Below are 15,880 nucleotides of genomic sequence, written 5' to 3'. Positions count from 1 at the left end.
TGACCCGCGGTTCACCCCGAATTCGCCCGACCTGGGCAAGAAGTCGGTCCGCTTCCAGCAAGGAGTACGTCGATGGCCGAGACCACCGTTCCCTTCCGCGCCGGACACGAGGGGTACGCGAGCTTCCGTATCCCCGCGGTCGTGCGCACCGCCGCCGGGACCCTGCTCGCCTTCTGCGAGGGCCGGGTCGAGGCCGCGCGCGACTGGGGGCACATCGACATCGTCGTGAAGCGTTCGACGGACGGCGGGCGGACCTGGGGGCCGCTCGCGGTCGCCGCGGACAACGGCACCGACCTGGCAGGCAACCCCGCCCCCGTCGTCCTCGACACCGGGCGGATCCTGCTCGTGCACGTCCGCTCCGCCGCCTCCGCGAGCGAGGACCTCATCCTGCGCGGCAAGGTGTCGGACGCCGACGGCCGCCGGGTCTGGGTGCAGCACAGCGACGACGACGGGGTCACCTGGTCGAGCCCCCGGGACATCACCGGGTCCGTGAAGAAGGCCGGCTGGCGCTGGTACGCCACCACCCCCGGGCACGCCCTCCAGTTGAGCACCGGGCGGGTCGTCGTCCCCGCCAACCACAGCCTGCCGCCCACCGGCACCGACGTGGGCAACGAGGCCAAGTACAACAGCGGCCACTGCCTGCTCAGCGACGACCGCGGCGCCACCTGGTCCCTCGGCTACCTCGACGAGAACGCCGACGGCTACATCAACGCCAACGAGACCACCGCCGCCGAACTCCCGGACGGACGCGTCTACTTCAACACCCGCAACGACTCCACCTCGCCCGGCAACCGCGCCGACGCCCACTCCGAGGACGGCGGCAGCACCCTGACGGTCCCCTTCCGTCCGCAGGCCGGGCTCGACGGACCTGTCTGCGAGGGCAGCCTGCTCCAACTCCGCGACCCCGACGTCCTGTTGTTCTCTGGGCCCGCCCTCCCCGACGCGCGCGCCCTGATGACCGTCCGCGCCTCCGCCGACGGCGGCCGCACCTGGCGCCCGGTGTACACCGCCGACGGACTGCCCGCCGCCTACTCCGACCTGGTGCGGATCGACGACTCGACCGTCGGACTCCTCTACGAGACCGGGGACTTCGGCGCCTACGAGCGGATCGCCTTCCGGCGGGTGCCCGTGACGCGGCTCACCTGACCGCTCGGGCCCGGCGGGGCGCACGTAAAGTCGGCCCATGACCTCTACCGACAGTGCACAGAAGGCCCCCGCCAAGGACCCGTGGGACCTCCCCGACGTCTCCGGGCTCGTCGTCGGCGTGCTCGGCGGGACCGGCCCGCAGGGCAAGGGCCTGGCCTACCGGCTCGCCAAGGCGGGCCAGAAGGTGATCATCGGCTCGCGGGCCGCCGACCGCGCGCAGGCCGCCGCCGACGGGCTCGGGCACGGTGTCGAGGGTGCCGACAACGCCGAGACCGCGCGCCGCAGCGACATCGTGATCGTCGCCGTGCCCTGGGACGGCCACGGCAAGACCCTGGAGTCCCTGCGCGAGGAGCTGGCGGGCAAGCTCGTCGTCGACTGCGTCAACCCGCTGGGCTTCGACAAGAAGGGCGCCTACGCGCTGAAGCCGGAGGAGGGCAGCGCCGCCGAGCAGGCCGCCGCGCTGCTGCCGGACTCCCGGGTCGCCGCCGCCTTCCACCATCTGTCGGCCGTGCTGCTCCAGGACCCCGAGATCGACGAGATCGACACCGACGTGATGGTGCTCGGGGAGGAGCGGGCCGACGTCGAGATCGTGCAGGCCCTCGCCGGGCGCATCCCCGGTATGCGCGGTGTCTTCGCGGGGCGGCTGCGCAACGCCCACCAGGTGGAGTCGCTGGTCGCCAACCTGATCTCCGTGAACCGGCGGTACAAGGCGCACGCGGGGCTGCGGGTCACGGACGTGTGAGGCGATGGGGGACACTGGTCGTCGTAGCGCAGCAGTGTCCCCCCGAAACAGGAGCCCGTGGAAATGCCCCGCCTCGCCCTCTACGCCCTCGCCGTCTGCCTGCTCGCCGTCGCGGCGGCGGTCGTGTCCTTCGTGCAGGGCAGCTGGCTGGGGGTCGTGTGGGTGCTGCTGGCGGGGCTGTCGTCCAACATGTGCTGGTACTACCTCAGGCGGGGCAGGGCCGCTCAGGTCCAGAAGCGGTAGAGGCTCCAGCCGTACGACGCCTCCACGTCACTGACGCCGAGGCCGCGCAGGACCGCGTCCACCACGTCGAAGAACACGCTGTTGACCTGCGGCAGCCACAGCAGCGCGAACACGAACAGCAGGCCGAACGGCGCGAACGGCTCCACCTGGCGCTTCACGTTGTACGACAGCCAGGGCTCGATGACGCCGTAGCCGTCCAGGCCAGGGACCGGCAGGAAGTTCAGGATCGCGGCGGAGACCTGGAGCAGGGCGAGGAAGGCCAGCGCGAAGCGGAACTGGAGGGGGACGCCGTCGAGGGCGTTCAGCCAGAACGGCGCCGTGCACGCGACCGCAAACAGGACGTTCGTCAGCGGGCCCGCCGCCGAGATCAGGCTGTGCCGCCAGCGGCCCCGGATGCGGTCGCGCTCGATGAACACCGCGCCGCCGGGGAGGCCGATGCCGCCCATGATCACGAAGATCACGGGGAGCACGATGCTGAGCAGGGCGTGGGTGTACTTCAGGGGGTTCAGGGTGAGGTAGCCCTTGGCGCCGATGCTGATGTCGCCGCTGTGCAGGGCGGTGCGGGCGTGCGCGTACTCGTGCAGGCAGAGCGAGACGATCCAGGCGCCGGTCACGAACAGGAACACTGCGATGCCGGGCTCCTCGGCGAAGCCGGTCCAGGTGGCCCAGCCTGTCACCGCGGTCACGGCGACGATCCCGATGAAGACGGGGCTGATCCGCCGGTCGCTGTGGCGGGTGGTGGCGGTGGTCATGGGGCTCCCTGAGCTGGACGCGCATGCGGTGGGACTGCCCGACGGTACCGGGCACAGGTGAAATCGTCTCGGGGTGGGGGGCTGGTGGTTGTCTGCGGGTGCGGTGGGGGCGGGCGTTTTGCGCAGTTCCCCGCGCCCCTGAGATGCCTGCGGCGGCCTGCTCGGCTTCGGTGGGGGCTTGTGTAGCGCTTTCGGTCCGGTGGTGGGGTCGGGGCCGGGGTGGGGGGTATCCGTCCTCGGTCCGGCGGCTCGGTCTCTGGAGCAGTTCTCGGTTATGGACGCCGGCCGCTGCGGGCGGACACCCCCCACCCCGTCCCCTGCGCGCCGTACGCGACTGACGGCCCGTCGTGGTGCAGGTCCGCTGCAGGTAGTCAGGGGCGCGGGGAACTGCGCGACAAGCCACGACGCACCCGCACCCGCCAAACCACACCGCGAGGCACCCTCATAGGCGCCCCGACACCCCGCCCCCCAATCCCCGTGACCCGCCCCGACGACACCAGAGACAATGGACCCGTGCGCTATCGCATCCTCGGCACCACACAGGCACTCCGTCCCGACGGCACCTTCCTCCCGCTCGGCGGAGCCCGGCTGCGTGCGTTGCTCACCGTGCTCGCTCTGCGGCCCGGTCGGACCGTCCCCGTGAGCGTCCTCGTGGGCGAGGTGTGGGACGACGACCCGCCCGCCGACGCGACGGGCGCGTTGCAGGCGCTGGTGGGGCGGCTGCGGCGGGCGCTCGGGGCGGGTGCGGTGGATTCGGTGGAGGGTGGGTACCGGCTCGCCGCGGGGGCGGAAGAGATCGACCTGCACCGTTTCGAGCGGCTCACCGGGGACGGTTTGCGCGCGCTGGGTGACGGCGATCCCGCGAAGGCGGCCGTGGTGCTGGACGACGCCCTCGCGCTGTGGCGGGGCCCGGCCCTGGCCGACCTGCCCGACCGTACGGCCGAGGCCGCCCGTGCCGAGGCGCGTCGGCTGGACGCCCTCCGCGCCCGGCACACCGCCGCGCTCGCCCTCGGCCAGGCCGACCAGTCCCTGCCCGAGCTGACCGCCCTGTGCGACACCCACCCCCTCGACGAACCCCTCCAGGCCCTCCGGCTGCGCGCCCTGCGCGACTCGGGCCGTACGGCGGAGGCGCTGGCCGCCTACGAGTCCGTACGACAAGTTCTCGCGGACCAGTTGGGAGCCGATCCGGGGCCGGAACTGCGGTCGCTGCACGGGGAGTTGCTGCGGCCGGAGCCGGCCGGTGCGGGCGAGGCCGACCTCGGTGGCGGCGGCGGGGCACGGCACGATGTCTTCGTGGAGGGCGGGTCGCCCGTGCCCGGCAATCTGCGTGCCCGGCTCACCTCCTTCGTCGGGCGGGAAGCCGACATCGATGCCATCCGGGGCGACCTCGCGGCCGCGCGGCTCGTCACGCTGCTCGGGCCGGGCGGGGCCGGGAAGACCCGGCTCTCGCAGGAGGCCGCCGAGGCCGTGCGGTACGCGGCGCGGGACGGGGTGTGGCTGGCCGAACTCGCGCCGGTCGACGATCCCGGCGCCGTGCCCGAGGCCGTGCTCACCGCCGTCGGCGCCCGGGAGACCGTGCTGTACGGCGGTGGCGCCGAGGCGATGCGGGTCGCCGGGAGCGAGCGGCTCGACGATCCCGTCGACCGCCTCGCCGAGCACTGCGGAAAGCGGCGCATGCTGCTGATCCTCGACAACTGCGAGCATGTCGTCGAGGCCGCCGCCCGGCTGACCGAGGCGCTCCTGGAGCGCTGCCCGGGGCTGACCGTGCTGGCCACCAGCCGTGAACCCCTCGGCGTACCGGGGGAGTTGCTGCGGCCGGTGGAGCCGCTGCCGGAGCCGGTCGCGCTGCGGCTGCTCGCCGACCGGGGCGCCGCCGCCCGGCCGGGGTTCCGGGTCGACGCCGACGCGGAGACCGCGGCGGCCTGCGCCGAGATCTGCCGCCGCCTCGACGGACTGCCGCTCGGCATCGAACTCGCCGCCGCCCGGCTGCGGATGCTCACGCCACGCCAGATCGCCGACCGGCTCGACGACCGCTTCCGGCTGCTCACCTCCGGCAGCCGTACCGTGCTGCCCCGCCAGCAGACCCTGCGGGCCGTCGTCGACTGGTCCTGGGACCTGCTCGACGAGGAGGAACGGGACGTCCTGCGGCGGCTGTCGGTCTTCGCGGGCGGCTGCGACCTGGCCGCCGCCGAGGCCGTGTGCGGTCCCGCCGCACTGGAGTCGCTGGGCTCGCTCGTCGACAAGTCCCTGGTGGTGGCGGCCCCTTCGGGCGACGGCGAGATGCGCTACCGGCTCCTGGAGACCGTCGCCGAGTACGCCGGGGAGCGCCTGGACGAGACCGGCGGGCGGCGGTCCGGCGCCGAGCGCGCGCATCTGGCGTACTACCGCGAACTCGCCCGCACCACCGACCCGTTGCTGCGCGGACCCGGTCAACTCGCCGCCATCGCCCGCCTGGAGCGCGAGTACGAGAACCTCCGCACCGCCCTGCGCCGGGCCGTCGCCGACCACGACGAGCAGGAAGGGCTGTGTCTGGTCCTGTCGCTGGCCTGGTACTGGCAGATGCGCGACCTGCGCATCGAGGCCCGCAACTGGTCCCGTGAGGTCCAGGCCCTCGGCCCGGACCCCTTCGCCGGGCCCGGCACCCCCGCCGTACCGGTGTGGGAGCGCTGCACGGACACCCCGCCGCCGTGGACCGGTGAGATCCTGGAGGAGGCCTGGCGCGGTGTCCACCTCGTCCATCTCGCCTGCATGGACACCGAGTTGGACGCCTGGCAGAGCGAGCACGCGCAGGCCAAGCTGCGCGCCATCGCCGCCACCTACGAGCCCGGCATGCCGCAGACCTGCCGTACGCCGGGCTCGCTGTGGATCTTCGCCATCATGCTCACCGGGAACATGGACCGGTTGCGCGAGGTCGTCGGCGCGACCGTCGACACCTGCCGGGCGGCCCCCGACTACGAGTGGGAGCTGGCCGCCGCCCTCCAGTGGCGGGCCAACCTGCTCGCCAACCGGTCCGACTGGGCGGGCGACGCCATCCGGGACGCCGAGGAGGCGCTGGGGATCTACGAGCGCCTCGGCGACCAGTGGGGCACCGCCGAGGCGCTCTCCGCGCGCGCCGAGGCCCATGAGCGCAAGGGTGACTGGGCCGAGGCCGCCGCCGACTACGAGCGGGGCGTCGAGCGGGCCGAGCGGCTCGGGGCCCGCGCCCAGGTGTCCGTGCTCAACGCCCGGCTGGGCAGTGTGCTGCTGGAGACGGGGGACGCGGTGCGCGGCGAGCGCCTGCTGCGCGAGGTGATCGCGGGCGGGGACGGCGCCCGCAACGAGGCGATGCCCGCCTCCCGGATGTTCCTCGCCGGCTGGCTCGGGCTGACCGGCCGGATCTCCGAGGCACGCGAACAACTCGGCTTGCTGCGCGAGCAGTTCGGCGTCGCGCACTTCGTCATCTTCGACGCCTTCCTGCTCGGCTCGGAGGCCTGGCTGAACGTGCTGGAGGGCCGCCACGAGGAGTGCCTGGCCCTGGCCCGGCAGGCGCTGGCGCGGTCCGGGGAGGCGCTGGCCCAGTACATCGCGCCCCATATGCGCACCATGTATCTGCACACCTCCGGGATCGCCCTCGCCGCGGCCGAGGGCGGCGCCCGCGCCCGCGACGGGGCCCGCTGTCTCGCCGCCGGTGACGCCCTGCTGCCGCCCAGCCATGCTCCGACGGCCCTGGAGCGCGAGGTGCGCGGCAGGGCCGAGCGGGAGCTGCGGGCGGTGCTCGGCGACGCGGCCTACGAGGAGGCGTACGCGGAGGGCGGCGGCCTCTCCCCGGAGGAGGCCGCCGCCCTGGTGTGACGCGCACCGACGCCCGGGCGCCGGGGCCGGTCAGTTCTTCGTGCGGAACTTGTGGACCGCGTACGGTGCGGCGACCGCGGTGATCGCCGCCGACCAGGCGAGCGTCACCCACAGGTCGTGCGCCACCGGGCCGCCCACCATCAGCCCGCGGGCCGCGTCGGCCAGCGTGGACAGCGGGTTGTAGTCGGTGAAGTGCTGGAGCCAGCCCGGCATCGAGTTCGTCGGCGCGAAGATCGACGAGCCGAACTGGAGCGGGAACAGCACCAGGAAGCCCATCGCCTGCACGGACTGGGCGTTCTTCAGGATCACACCCAGGGTGAGGAACACCCACATGATCGAGGAGGCGAACACCGCGGACAGCCCCACCGCGGCGAACAGTCCGGCCCAGTGGTTGATGTCGAACCCGACCAGGACGGCGACGATCATCAGCACGGTGGTCGCGAACAGCATCCGCAGCAGTTCCACGGAGATCTTCGCGAACAGCACCGAGCCGCGCCCGATCGGCAGCGACCGGAACCGGTCCATGACACCGGAGTTGAAGTCCTGGCTGAAGCCGGTGCCGACGCCCTGGGAGAGCGTCATGCTCATCATCGCGATCATGCCCGGGATGACGTACTGGACGTAGCCGTCCTGGCCGCCGCCCAGGGCCTGCCCGATCGAGCCGCCGAAGACGTACACGAACAGCAGGGTGAAGACGACCGGCATCAGCAGTGCGTCGAACATCGACTCGGGGTCCTGGCGGATCCAGAGCAGGTTGCGCCGGACGAGGGCGCCGGTGTGCCGCAGGTGCCCGCGCAGCGGGATCCGGGCGTCGGCGTCGGGCACGGTCACGGTGGCGGTGGCGGCGCTCATGCGGCGACCTCCTCGCGGGTCTCGGCGGGCACGGCGTCCTGCGGGGCACTGGCACGGTGGCCGGTGAGGGACAGGAACACCTCGTCCAGGCTGGGCAGTTCGGTGGTGATGGAGGAGAGCGTGATCCCGCGCGCGGTGACCGCGCCGACCACGGCGGTCAGCTGCTCGTCGCTGAGGATCGGGACGAGCAGGGAGCCGCCGGCGGTGTCCACGGTGCTGGTGGCGAGCCCGGTGATGCCGAGTTCGTCGATCCAGCCGGCGAGCGGCCGCAACTGCTGCGGGTCGACGGGCCGCACCCGCAGCGAGCGCCCGCCGACCTTCGCCTTCAGCTCCTCGATGGCGCCCTCGGCGATGACCTTGCCGTGGTCCACGACGGTCAGCTCGGAGGCCAGCTGCTCGGCCTCCTCCATGTACTGGGTGGTCAGCAGGACGGTCACGCCGTCCCCGACCATCCGCTTGACCTCGTCCCACACCTCGTTGCGGGTGCGCGGGTCGAGACCGGTGGTGGGCTCGTCCAGGAAGAGCACCTGGGGGCGGCCGATCATGGAGGCGGCGAGGTCGAGGCGGCGCCGCATACCGCCGGAGTAGGTGCTCGCGGGCCGCTTGGCCGCGTCCGTCAGCGAGAACCGCTCCAGCAGCTCGTCGGCCCGGGTGCGGGCCTCCTTGCGGGACAGGTCGAGCAGCCGCCCGATCATGTACAGGTTCTCCCAGCCCGGCAGCTTCTCGTCCACCGAGGCGTACTGCCCGGTGAGCCCTATCACCCGGCGCAGCTGGCGGGGCTGGCGCACGGCGTCGAAGCCGGCGACGGTCGCCTGCCCGGCGTCGGGCGAGAGAAGGGTGGACAGGATCCTGACGAGGGTGGTCTTGCCGGCGCCGTTCGGCCCGAGCACGCCCCTCACGGTGCCCTCGTGCACGTCCAGGTCGACGCCGTCCAGCGCCTTGGTCTCGCCGTAGTGCTTGACCAGCCCCCGTACGGACACGGCGGTCTTCCCGCCCTTGGGGTTGTTGTCGATTCGCGTCATGGAAAGGACAGTGCCAGCCGCCACCGACAAACCGCCGACAGGTCACCGACAGGCGCCGACAGCCCACCGACACCGCCCGGCGGGGGACACGGGAAGGGGGCGCCCGGAGTCACCGGGCGCCCCCTTCGTCGTACGACGGCTCAGTGCCGTACGGCCTCCACCTGCTCCGGCAGATGGGCCGCGACCAGCCGTTCCCGGCCGGCCGGGACGTCCACGCGCCGCCGGTCCACGACCGTCGCCACCCCGGCGACACCGAGGCCGAGGACGGCCAGGGCCGCGCCCGTCAGCGCCGGGGACGTGGTGCCGAGGCCCGCGGCCAGGGCGAGGCCGCCGATCCAGGCGCCGCCCGCGTTGGCGAGGTTGAAGGCGGCCTGGTTGGCGGAGGAGGCCAGGGAGGGAGCCGCGGCGGCCTTCTCCATGACCATCAGCTGGAGCGGGGAACCGGTGACGAAGGCCGCCATGCCCAGCAGGACCACCGCGACCGCCGCGCTCCACTGGGCGGACATCAGCGCCGGGAACAGCGCGAGGACCACGACCAGCGAGGTCAGGCCGCCGAACAGGGTGCCGCGCAGCGAGTGGTCGGCCAGCCGGCCGCCGACGAGGTTGCCGATCGTCGCGCCCACGCCGAACAGGGCGAGGAGCAGGGTCACGCTGGAGTCGGCGTATCCGGCGGCGTCCGTGAGCATCGGCGTGATGTAGCTGTACGCGGAGAACAGGGCACCGAAGCCGGCGACCGTGGTGCCGAGGGCCAGCCAGACCGGGACGGACCTCAGGGTGACCAGTTCGCGGCGCAGGCCCACGGCGGGGGCCTGTGTGTGGTCGCGCGGGATCAGCAGGGCCAGCGAGGCTATCGCCGCCAGGCCGATCGCGCTGACGCCGAGGAAGGTGGCCCGCCAGCCGAAGTGCTGGCCCATGAGGGTGGCGACGGGCACGCCCGCGATGTTGGCGAGGGTCAGGCCGAGGAACATCAGGGACACCGAGCGGGCCTTGCGCTCCGGCGCCACCATGTTCGTCGCGACGACCGCGCCCACCCCGAAGAAGGCGCCGTGCGGCAGACCACCGAGGAAGCGGGCCGCGAGCAGCCACCCCTCGCCGGGGGCGAGGGCGGAGAGCGCGTTGCCGGCCACGAACAGTCCCATCAGGCCGATGAGGACCGTACGGCGGGACATGCGGGCGGTGACGGCGGCGAGCAGCGGGGCACCGATCACCACGCCCAGCGCGTACGCCGAGACCAGGTGACCTGCGGTGGGGATCGAGATGCCCAGGTCGTTCGCGACGTCGGGCAGCAGGCCCATCATCACGAATTCGGTCGTACCGAGACCAAAAGCGCCGACGGCCAGTGCGAGCAGGGCCAAGGGCATGGGAAAGCCGAGCCTTTCGGGGGAGAGCGTCTGGGGGAGCGGAGTTCCGTACCAGCTTAAGTTCAGTATCGGAACAAAAAACGCCGTCCCAGGCTTCCCACGGGTTACGACGACGTGGCGATGTTCACACGCGCCGCCACCGGCAGATGGTCGCTGCCCGTCTCCGGCAGCGTCCACGAGCTCACCGGGTCGATGCCCTGCACCATGATCTGGTCGATCCGCGCCATCGGGAACGACGCCGGCCAGCTGAACCCGAAGCCGCTGCCCGCCGCGCCCTGCGTGGAGCGCATCTGCGAGGTGACGGCGTTCAGCGCGCGGTCGTTCATCGTGCCGTTGAGGTCGCCGAGCAGGATCTTCCTCGGCAGCCGCTCGTCGGCGATGGCCTCGCCGAGCGCGTTGGCGCTCTTGTCGCGCTGCCGGGCGGTGAACCCCGCCGCCATCTTCACCCGTACGGACGGCATGTGCGCCACGTACACCGCGACCTGTCCGTCCGGGGCGGTCACCGTGGCGCGCATCGCCCGGGTCCAGCCCAGCTTGATGTCGACGGCCCTGACCGCGCTCACCGGGTACTTGCTCCACAGCCCGACGGTGCCCTCGACCGCGTGGTACCGGTACGTCGACGCCATCGCCTTCTCGTACACCGGCACCGCCGAGGTGGTCAGCTCCTCCAGGGCCACCACGTCCGCGCCGGAGGCGGCCACGTCGCGGGCGGTGCCGGACGGGTCGGGGTTGTCGGCGTTGACGTTGTGGGTGGCCACCGTGAGGTCGCCGCCGGTGCCGGCCTTGTCGGTGAGCAGCCCGCCGAAGAGGTTCAGCCACACGGCCGCGGGCAGCACCACCGCGATCAGCGCGGTCGCCGATTTGCGGACCAGGGCGAGCAGGAGCAGCAGCGGCACGAACAGGCCGAGCCAGGGCAGGAAGGTCTCGGTGAGCGAGCCGAGGTTGCCCACCGCGTTCGGGATCTGCGCGTGCAGCAGCATGACCAGGGCGACGACCACCGCGAGGGCGGAGAGCACGATCCCGCGGCGCCAGATCCGCCGGTCGCCGCGCCAGTGGGTGCCGGGGCGGTCGGAGCCGGGGCGCTCCGGGCCGGATCGGCCGAGCAGGCGCCGGAACCGGTCTCTGCGCCGCTCGGGTCCCGAGCCGCCGTCCACCGTCTCCGTCACGTATGCCTGCTGCGCCATACCGTCGCCTCACTACCTGCCGTGCACACCGTCGCCCCCGTGCCTCACTACGACCCTAGGGGATGATCGGTTCCGTTCCCGCCGTGCCATGACGGCCGTACGGGGGCGAGGACGCACAAGTCGCCCGGCGGAGTTCCGCTTTGCGCCGGGGGAAAGCGCGCTCTGTGACGCAACGCGCACACGCGTGCTACGGAACGCGCGAACTGACGGGCCGTAGCCCTTCGAGGACGCTGTCGACGATCTGCTCCGACAGCCCCTCGGGCAGGTCGGCGTCGGGCTGCATGACGGTGCGGAGCAGCATGGGGCCGACGAACAGGTCGTTGAGCAGCTCGATGTCGACGTCCGCGCGGAGTTCGCCGTTCGCCTGGCCGCGGCGCAGGATGTCGACCTGTTTCCGCCGCCGGGGCGCCACGACGATCTGGTGGTAGGCGTTCCAGACCTTCGGGCTGCTTTTCATCTGGGCGAACACGCTGTGCAGCAGCGCCGACGAACGGGCCATCAGGCCGCGCTGGCGCAACTGCTCCAGGAACGCCACGAGATCGTCCCGCATCGAGGTGCCCGGCAGCTCCGGATCGGGCGGCTCCGCAGTGCGTACGACGTCGACGAAGAGCTCCTCCTTGCCGTTCCAGCGCCGGTAGATGGTGGCCTTGCCGACGCCCGCGGTACGGGCGATGCGCTCGATGGACAGCTCGGCGAGCGGTACGCCGTCCTCCAGCAGCTTGATGACCGCCTCGATGATGGCCCGCTCCACGGCCTCGCTGCGGGGCCGCCCCCGCACGGGCCCCGCCTGCCCGGACTGACTCTCGGCAAGGCCGCTCACGTCGCTCGGTCCTCTCTGTGGCTTGGGCTGATTCTCCCTGGTGTACGAGGGTGAGGGCAGCGGGGGTTCGGCCGGACTCCCGCTGCTGGGCTGCCGGGGCGGTGGGCCGCTTCGGGGGTGTCGCCGGGTGTGGTCGGGTCCGGTGTTCTCCGCAGGGGGGCTTCGGGGGTCTCGCCGGGTGCGGTCGGCGGTCGGTGTGTCACCCGGTCTCGCCTCCTTCGCCGCTCGCGCCCCCGCACGCCCTTGCCGTACGGCAGCGCCGGCCGAAGCCGGCCCCGCCGGCCACCGCTCCGCTACTCGCCCGCCGTCACCAACTCCTGTTCCTCCCGCCCCTGCTGAGGCTCCGTCGGGCGCCCCGGCAGGAACAGGGCCACCACGACCGCGCCGACCAGGGCCACGCCCGCTCCGCACAGCGCGGTGACGTGCATGGCGTGCAGGAAGGCGTCGTTGGCCGGGCCGACCAGGGCGTCGCCCCGGGGGCCGAGCTTCGCGGCGACGCCGAGGGTGGCCTCGATGGACTCGCCCGCGGTGTGCCGTACGCCTGCCGGGAGCAGGGCGAGGTGGGACTCGATGCCGTTGCGGTAGGCCGTGGAGAGCACCGAGCCGAGGACGGCGATGCCGAGCGCGCCGCCGACCTGGCGGAAGGTGTTGCTGAGCGCGGACGCCGAGCCCGCCTTCTCGCGCGGCAGGGCCTGCATGATGACCACGCTGGTCGGCGTCATGATGTGCGCCATGCCGGTGCCCATGAGGAAGAAGATGACCTCCAGGAGCCAGATCGGCGTGTCCGCCTCCAGCACGGCGAACGCGCACAGCATCGCGGCGATCAGCAGCATGCCTCCCGTGGTCGTCGCCTTGTTGCCGAACCGGTCGACGACCAGCCGGGCGCGCGGCGCGAAGATCAGCTGGGCGACGGCCAGCGGCAGCATCAGCAGACCGGTCTGGAGCGGCGAGTAGCCGCGCACGCTCTGGGTGTAGAAGACCGAGAAGAAGGTCACGCCCATCAGCGCGAAGAAGACCAGGCCGATGGCGCCGATCGCGGCCGAGAAGACCTTGTTCTTGAAGTAGGTGACGTCGATCGACGGATGGCTGCTGCGCTTCTCGAACACCACGAAGGCGACGAGCACGGCGAGTCCGGCCCCGATGGTCGCCAGCACGGTCGCGTCCGTGAAGTCGGCGAGCTGGCCGCCCTTGATGATGCCGTAGACGAGCAGGACCAGGCCGATGACCGACAGCACCACACCGAAGGGGTCGATCCGGCCGGGGTTCGGGTCACGGGAGTCCGGCACCAGCCACAGCATCAGCGCGAGCGCGAGCACCACGATCGGCACGTTGATGAGGAAGACCGAGCCCCACCAGAAGTGGTCCAGGAGCACCCCGCCGGTGATCGGGCCGATCGCGATGGCGAGTCCGACGCCGCCCGCCCAGATGCCGATGGCCTTGGGCTGCTCCTCGCGCTCGAAGACGTTCATCAGCACCGCGAGCGTGGCCGGCATGACGAAGGCCGCGCCGAGACCCATCAGCGCGCGGAAGGTGATCAGCTCGCCCGGTGAGCCGGAGGAGGCCGCGAGCGCGGAGCCGACGCCGAACACGACCAGGCCGCCGAGCAGCACCTTCTTGCGGCCGAGCCGGTCGCCCAGCAGCCCCGCGGTGAACAGGAGGCCCGCGAAGACCAGGGTGTAGGCGTTGATCGCCCACTCCAGCTCGCTCTGGGTCGCGCCGAGGCCGGTCGGGGCGGGGGTCGAGATCGTCTTGATCGCGACGTTCAGGATCGAGTTGTCGAGCACCACGATCAGCAGGCTCAGCATCAGCACGCCGAGGATCGCCCAGCGGCGCCGGTGCACCGCTTCCGGTATCCGGGAGTCAGGGACTGCGGTAGTCATGCGGTCGAGCGTAGCCCCATTACGATACGGAACCGTCTCGTATCGTAATTCTTTGCCGAGACCTTACGTGCCTGAACGGTCACACCGACCACCCCTGGCCCTGACTGGCACGAGGTGCCACCATGGAGGTGATCCGGGGACGCCGTCAGGGCGCCTCGAGATGACGTAAGGAGCCGTTGCAATGACGCAGCTTTCGGCTGTCCAGAACAAGTCCTCCGACGGCAGCAAGGCGCTGTACGGGGGCAAGGGCACCCGCCGCATCACTGTCAGGGACATCGCCCTCGCCAAGGAGCGGGGCGAGAAGTGGCCCATGCTCACCGCCTACGACGCGATGACCGCGTCCGTCTTCGACGAGGCCGGCATCCCGGTCATGCTCGTCGGCGACTCGGCGGGCAACTGCCACCTCGGGTACGAGACCACCGTGCCCGTCACGCTGGACGAGATGGCCATGCTGTCCGCGGCCGTCGTACGGGGCACCGCGCGCGCCCTGATCGTCGGCGACCTGCCCTTCGGGTCCTACCAGGAGGGTCCGGTGCAGGCGCTGCGCTCGGCGACCCGGCTGGTCAAGGAGGCCGGTGTCGGCGCCGTCAAGCTGGAGGGCGGCGAGCGCTCCCACGAACAGATCCGGCTGCTGGTCGAGTCCGGCATCCCGGTCATGGCCCACATCGGCCTGACCCCGCAGTCCGTCAACTCCATGGGCTACCGCGTCCAGGGCCGCGGCGAGGAGGCGGCCCAGCAGCTGCTGCGCGACGCCAAGGCCGTCCAGGACGCGGGCGCCTTCGCGGTCGTCCTGGAGCTGGTCCCGGCGGAGCTCGCCGCCGAGGTCACCCGGGTCCTGCACATCCCGACGGTCGGTATCGGCGCGGGCCCCGACACCGACGCGCAGGTCCTCGTCTGGACCGACATGCTCGGCCTCACCGGCGGCCGGGTGCCGAAGTTCGTCAAGCAGTACGCGAACCTGCGCGAGGTGATGGCCGGCGCGGCCAAGGCCTTCGCGGACGACGTCGTCGGCGGCACGTTCCCGCAGGAGGAGCACTCCGTCCACTAGGGCCTCGGTCCACCGGGACCTCCGTGCACCAGGACCTCCGTCCACCCGGGGCCCCCGTCCACCAGGACCGGCGGCCCGGCAGAGCCACAGCGGCACCAAAGCGCCCCGCCGATCTTCCCCCGTCGGCGGGGCGCTCTCCGTATAGGACAGGAACTGGCCTATTGAGCCCCTAACGTCATCGACGTCGTCCACGTCCGACGCCGATGAAGGGGCAGACATGACCGAGCAGACCAGCGCAGCACCCGAGGGCTACACCTCCGTCGCCCCCTGGGTCGTCACCGACGACACCGGAGCCTTCCTCGACTTCGTCACCGAGGTGTTCGAGGGCGAGGAGCTCGGCAGGGTGGCCACCGAGTCCGGCGCGATCGGCCACGGCGAGATCCGGATCGGCGACACCGTCGTCCTGGCCTTCGACCGGGGCGCGGACTGGCCCGTCATGCCGAGCCTGCTGCGGGTGTTCGTCCCGGACGCCGACGCCGCGTTCGCCCGGGCGGTGGCGGCCGGCTCCCGGGTCGTGACCCCCCTGTCGAACAGCGCCTTCGGCCAGCGCGGCGGCCGCGTCAGGGACCCCTTCGGCAACATCTGGTGGGTGGTCGCCCACGTCGAGGACGTCCCCGAGGAAGAGATGTGGAAGCGGCTGGGGATGCCCGAGTACGCGGAGTCGATGCGGGTGGCGCAGGAGACGTTCGACGCGGAGATGACAGGACGGCAGAAGGGCCGCAGCAGCGCACCGGTCGCCCCCGCCGGCCCTCCGACGGTCTGACGACAGGCCCTAGTGTCCTGGTCTTGAGTTCTGCGGTCTGATGGTGGTGTGCCTGGACCGCGGTTAGACCCGCTCGTGCTGTCCGAGGATGAGCGGAGGGTGCTTGAGGGATGGGCGAACCGCCGGAAGACCGCTCAGGGCTTGGCCAAGCGGGCGCGGATCGTCCTGGAGTGTGCCACGGGGCAGTCCAACAGTGCCGTGGCGCGGGAGTTGGGGGTGGCTCGCTCCACGGTGAA

14 protein-coding genes are annotated in these 15,880 nt (G+C 72.2%); 7 read left to right on the top strand and 7 right to left on the bottom strand.

Features of this window, described 5'->3' with window-relative positions; genetic code table 11:
• Window positions 1-72 precede the first annotated feature (72 nt).
• From G3I78_RS39670 to G3I78_RS39660, 3 genes are all read left to right on the top strand, one after another.
• Window positions 73-1,146 (top strand): sialidase family protein, encoded by a 1,074-nt coding sequence (locus G3I78_RS39670; RefSeq protein ID WP_164434004.1) that lies wholly within the window; start codon window positions 73-75, stop codon window positions 1,144-1,146.
• A 37-nt stretch (window positions 1,147-1,183) separates the two neighbouring features.
• Window positions 1,184-1,888 (top strand): NADPH-dependent F420 reductase, encoded by a 705-nt coding sequence (gene npdG, locus G3I78_RS39665; protein ID WP_164434002.1) that lies wholly within the window; start codon window positions 1,184-1,186, stop codon window positions 1,886-1,888.
• 63 nt (window positions 1,889-1,951) lie between these two features.
• Window positions 1,952-2,131, top strand: a complete 180-nt coding sequence (locus G3I78_RS39660; protein ID WP_164434000.1) for a hypothetical protein — start codon at window positions 1,952-1,954, stop codon at window positions 2,129-2,131.
• Here G3I78_RS39660 and G3I78_RS39655 read toward each other — a convergent pair.
• Window positions 2,113-2,883, bottom strand: a complete 771-nt coding sequence (locus G3I78_RS39655; protein WP_164433998.1) for a site-2 protease family protein — start codon at window positions 2,881-2,883, stop codon at window positions 2,113-2,115. The genes G3I78_RS39660 and G3I78_RS39655 overlap by 19 nt on opposite strands.
• 513 nt (window positions 2,884-3,396) lie before the next feature.
• Between G3I78_RS39655 and G3I78_RS39650 the strand changes: the two genes are divergently transcribed.
• Window positions 3,397-6,714: a BTAD domain-containing putative transcriptional regulator gene (locus G3I78_RS39650; RefSeq protein WP_343243965.1), complete on the top strand. Its 3,318-nt coding sequence runs from the start codon at window positions 3,397-3,399 to the stop codon at window positions 6,712-6,714.
• A gap of 30 nt (window positions 6,715-6,744) precedes the next feature.
• On the opposite strand, the gene G3I78_RS39645 is transcribed toward G3I78_RS39650, so the two are convergent.
• The 6 genes from G3I78_RS39645 to G3I78_RS39620 form a co-directional block, all read right to left on the bottom strand.
• Window positions 6,745-7,566, bottom strand: coding sequence for an ABC transporter permease (locus G3I78_RS39645; protein ID WP_164433994.1), 822 nt, complete (start codon window positions 7,564-7,566; stop codon window positions 6,745-6,747).
• The gene (locus G3I78_RS39640; RefSeq protein ID WP_164433992.1) at window positions 7,563-8,588 is read right to left on the bottom strand and encodes an ATP-binding cassette domain-containing protein; all 1,026 of its coding nucleotides are present in this window, start codon (window positions 8,586-8,588) and stop codon (window positions 7,563-7,565) included. Before G3I78_RS39640 ends, G3I78_RS39645 begins: the two co-directional genes overlap by 4 nt.
• A 140-nt stretch (window positions 8,589-8,728) precedes the next feature.
• Window positions 8,729-9,949: an MFS transporter gene (locus G3I78_RS39635; protein ID WP_164433990.1), complete on the bottom strand. Its 1,221-nt coding sequence runs from the start codon at window positions 9,947-9,949 to the stop codon at window positions 8,729-8,731.
• Window positions 9,950-10,053: 104 nt separating this feature from the next.
• Window positions 10,054-11,133, bottom strand: coding sequence for an endonuclease/exonuclease/phosphatase family protein (locus G3I78_RS39630; RefSeq protein ID WP_164433987.1), 1,080 nt, complete (start codon window positions 11,131-11,133; stop codon window positions 10,054-10,056).
• A 187-nt stretch (window positions 11,134-11,320) separates the two neighbouring features.
• The gene (locus tag G3I78_RS39625) at window positions 11,321-11,953 is read right to left on the bottom strand and encodes a TetR/AcrR family transcriptional regulator (protein WP_164433985.1); all 633 of its coding nucleotides are present in this window, start codon (window positions 11,951-11,953) and stop codon (window positions 11,321-11,323) included.
• Window positions 11,954-12,246: 293 nt separating this feature from the next.
• On the bottom strand, window positions 12,247-13,833 hold the full coding sequence (locus G3I78_RS39620; RefSeq protein WP_164433983.1) for an MFS transporter: 1,587 nt from the start codon (window positions 13,831-13,833) through the stop codon (window positions 12,247-12,249).
• 181 nt (window positions 13,834-14,014) lie between these two features.
• Here G3I78_RS39620 and panB point away from each other — a divergent pair, with 181 nt between their 5' ends.
• The 3 genes from panB to G3I78_RS53325 form a co-directional block, all read left to right on the top strand.
• Window positions 14,015-14,881, top strand: coding sequence for a 3-methyl-2-oxobutanoate hydroxymethyltransferase (gene panB / locus G3I78_RS39615; protein ID WP_164433981.1), 867 nt, complete (start codon window positions 14,015-14,017; stop codon window positions 14,879-14,881).
• Window positions 14,882-15,098: 217 nt separating this feature from the next.
• The gene (locus tag G3I78_RS39610; RefSeq protein ID WP_164433979.1) at window positions 15,099-15,644 is read left to right on the top strand and encodes a VOC family protein; all 546 of its coding nucleotides are present in this window, start codon (window positions 15,099-15,101) and stop codon (window positions 15,642-15,644) included.
• A 48-nt stretch (window positions 15,645-15,692) separates the two neighbouring features.
• Window positions 15,693-15,880 (top strand): helix-turn-helix domain-containing protein (locus G3I78_RS53325; protein WP_164433977.1); only part of this gene is annotated, 188 nt, incomplete at its 3' end.

This window comes from Streptomyces sp. SID13726 (assembly GCF_010548375.1).
Lineage (GTDB): Bacteria > Actinomycetota > Actinomycetes > Streptomycetales > Streptomycetaceae > Streptomyces.
This window is presented reverse-complemented; position numbering and strand designations above follow the sequence as displayed.

What these genes read in the sequence shown, in the direction of transcription:
- G3I78_RS39670 (WP_164434004.1), top strand. Translation starts at nt 73, where the DNA reads ATGGCCGAGACCACCGTTCCCTTCCGCGCCGGACACGAGGGGTACGCG.
- npdG (WP_164434002.1), top strand. Translation starts at nt 1,184, where the DNA reads ATGACCTCTACCGACAGTGCACAGAAGGCCCCCGCCAAGGACCCGTGG.
- G3I78_RS39660 (WP_164434000.1), top strand. Translation starts at nt 1,952, where the DNA reads ATGCCCCGCCTCGCCCTCTACGCCCTCGCCGTCTGCCTGCTCGCCGTC.
- G3I78_RS39655 (WP_164433998.1), bottom strand. Translation starts at nt 2,883, where the DNA reads ATGACCACCGCCACCACCCGCCACAGCGACCGGCGGATCAGCCCCGTC.
- G3I78_RS39645 (WP_164433994.1), bottom strand. Translation starts at nt 7,566, where the DNA reads ATGAGCGCCGCCACCGCCACCGTGACCGTGCCCGACGCCGACGCCCGG.
- G3I78_RS39640 (WP_164433992.1), bottom strand. Translation starts at nt 8,588, where the DNA reads ATGACGCGAATCGACAACAACCCCAAGGGCGGGAAGACCGCCGTGTCC.
- G3I78_RS39635 (WP_164433990.1), bottom strand. Translation starts at nt 9,949, where the DNA reads ATGCCCTTGGCCCTGCTCGCACTGGCCGTCGGCGCTTTTGGTCTCGGT.
- G3I78_RS39630 (WP_164433987.1), bottom strand. Translation starts at nt 11,133, where the DNA reads ATGGCGCAGCAGGCATACGTGACGGAGACGGTGGACGGCGGCTCGGGA.
- G3I78_RS39620 (WP_164433983.1), bottom strand. Translation starts at nt 13,833, where the DNA reads ATGACTACCGCAGTCCCTGACTCCCGGATACCGGAAGCGGTGCACCGG.
- panB (WP_164433981.1), top strand. Translation starts at nt 14,015, where the DNA reads ATGACGCAGCTTTCGGCTGTCCAGAACAAGTCCTCCGACGGCAGCAAG.
- G3I78_RS39610 (WP_164433979.1), top strand. Translation starts at nt 15,099, where the DNA reads ATGACCGAGCAGACCAGCGCAGCACCCGAGGGCTACACCTCCGTCGCC.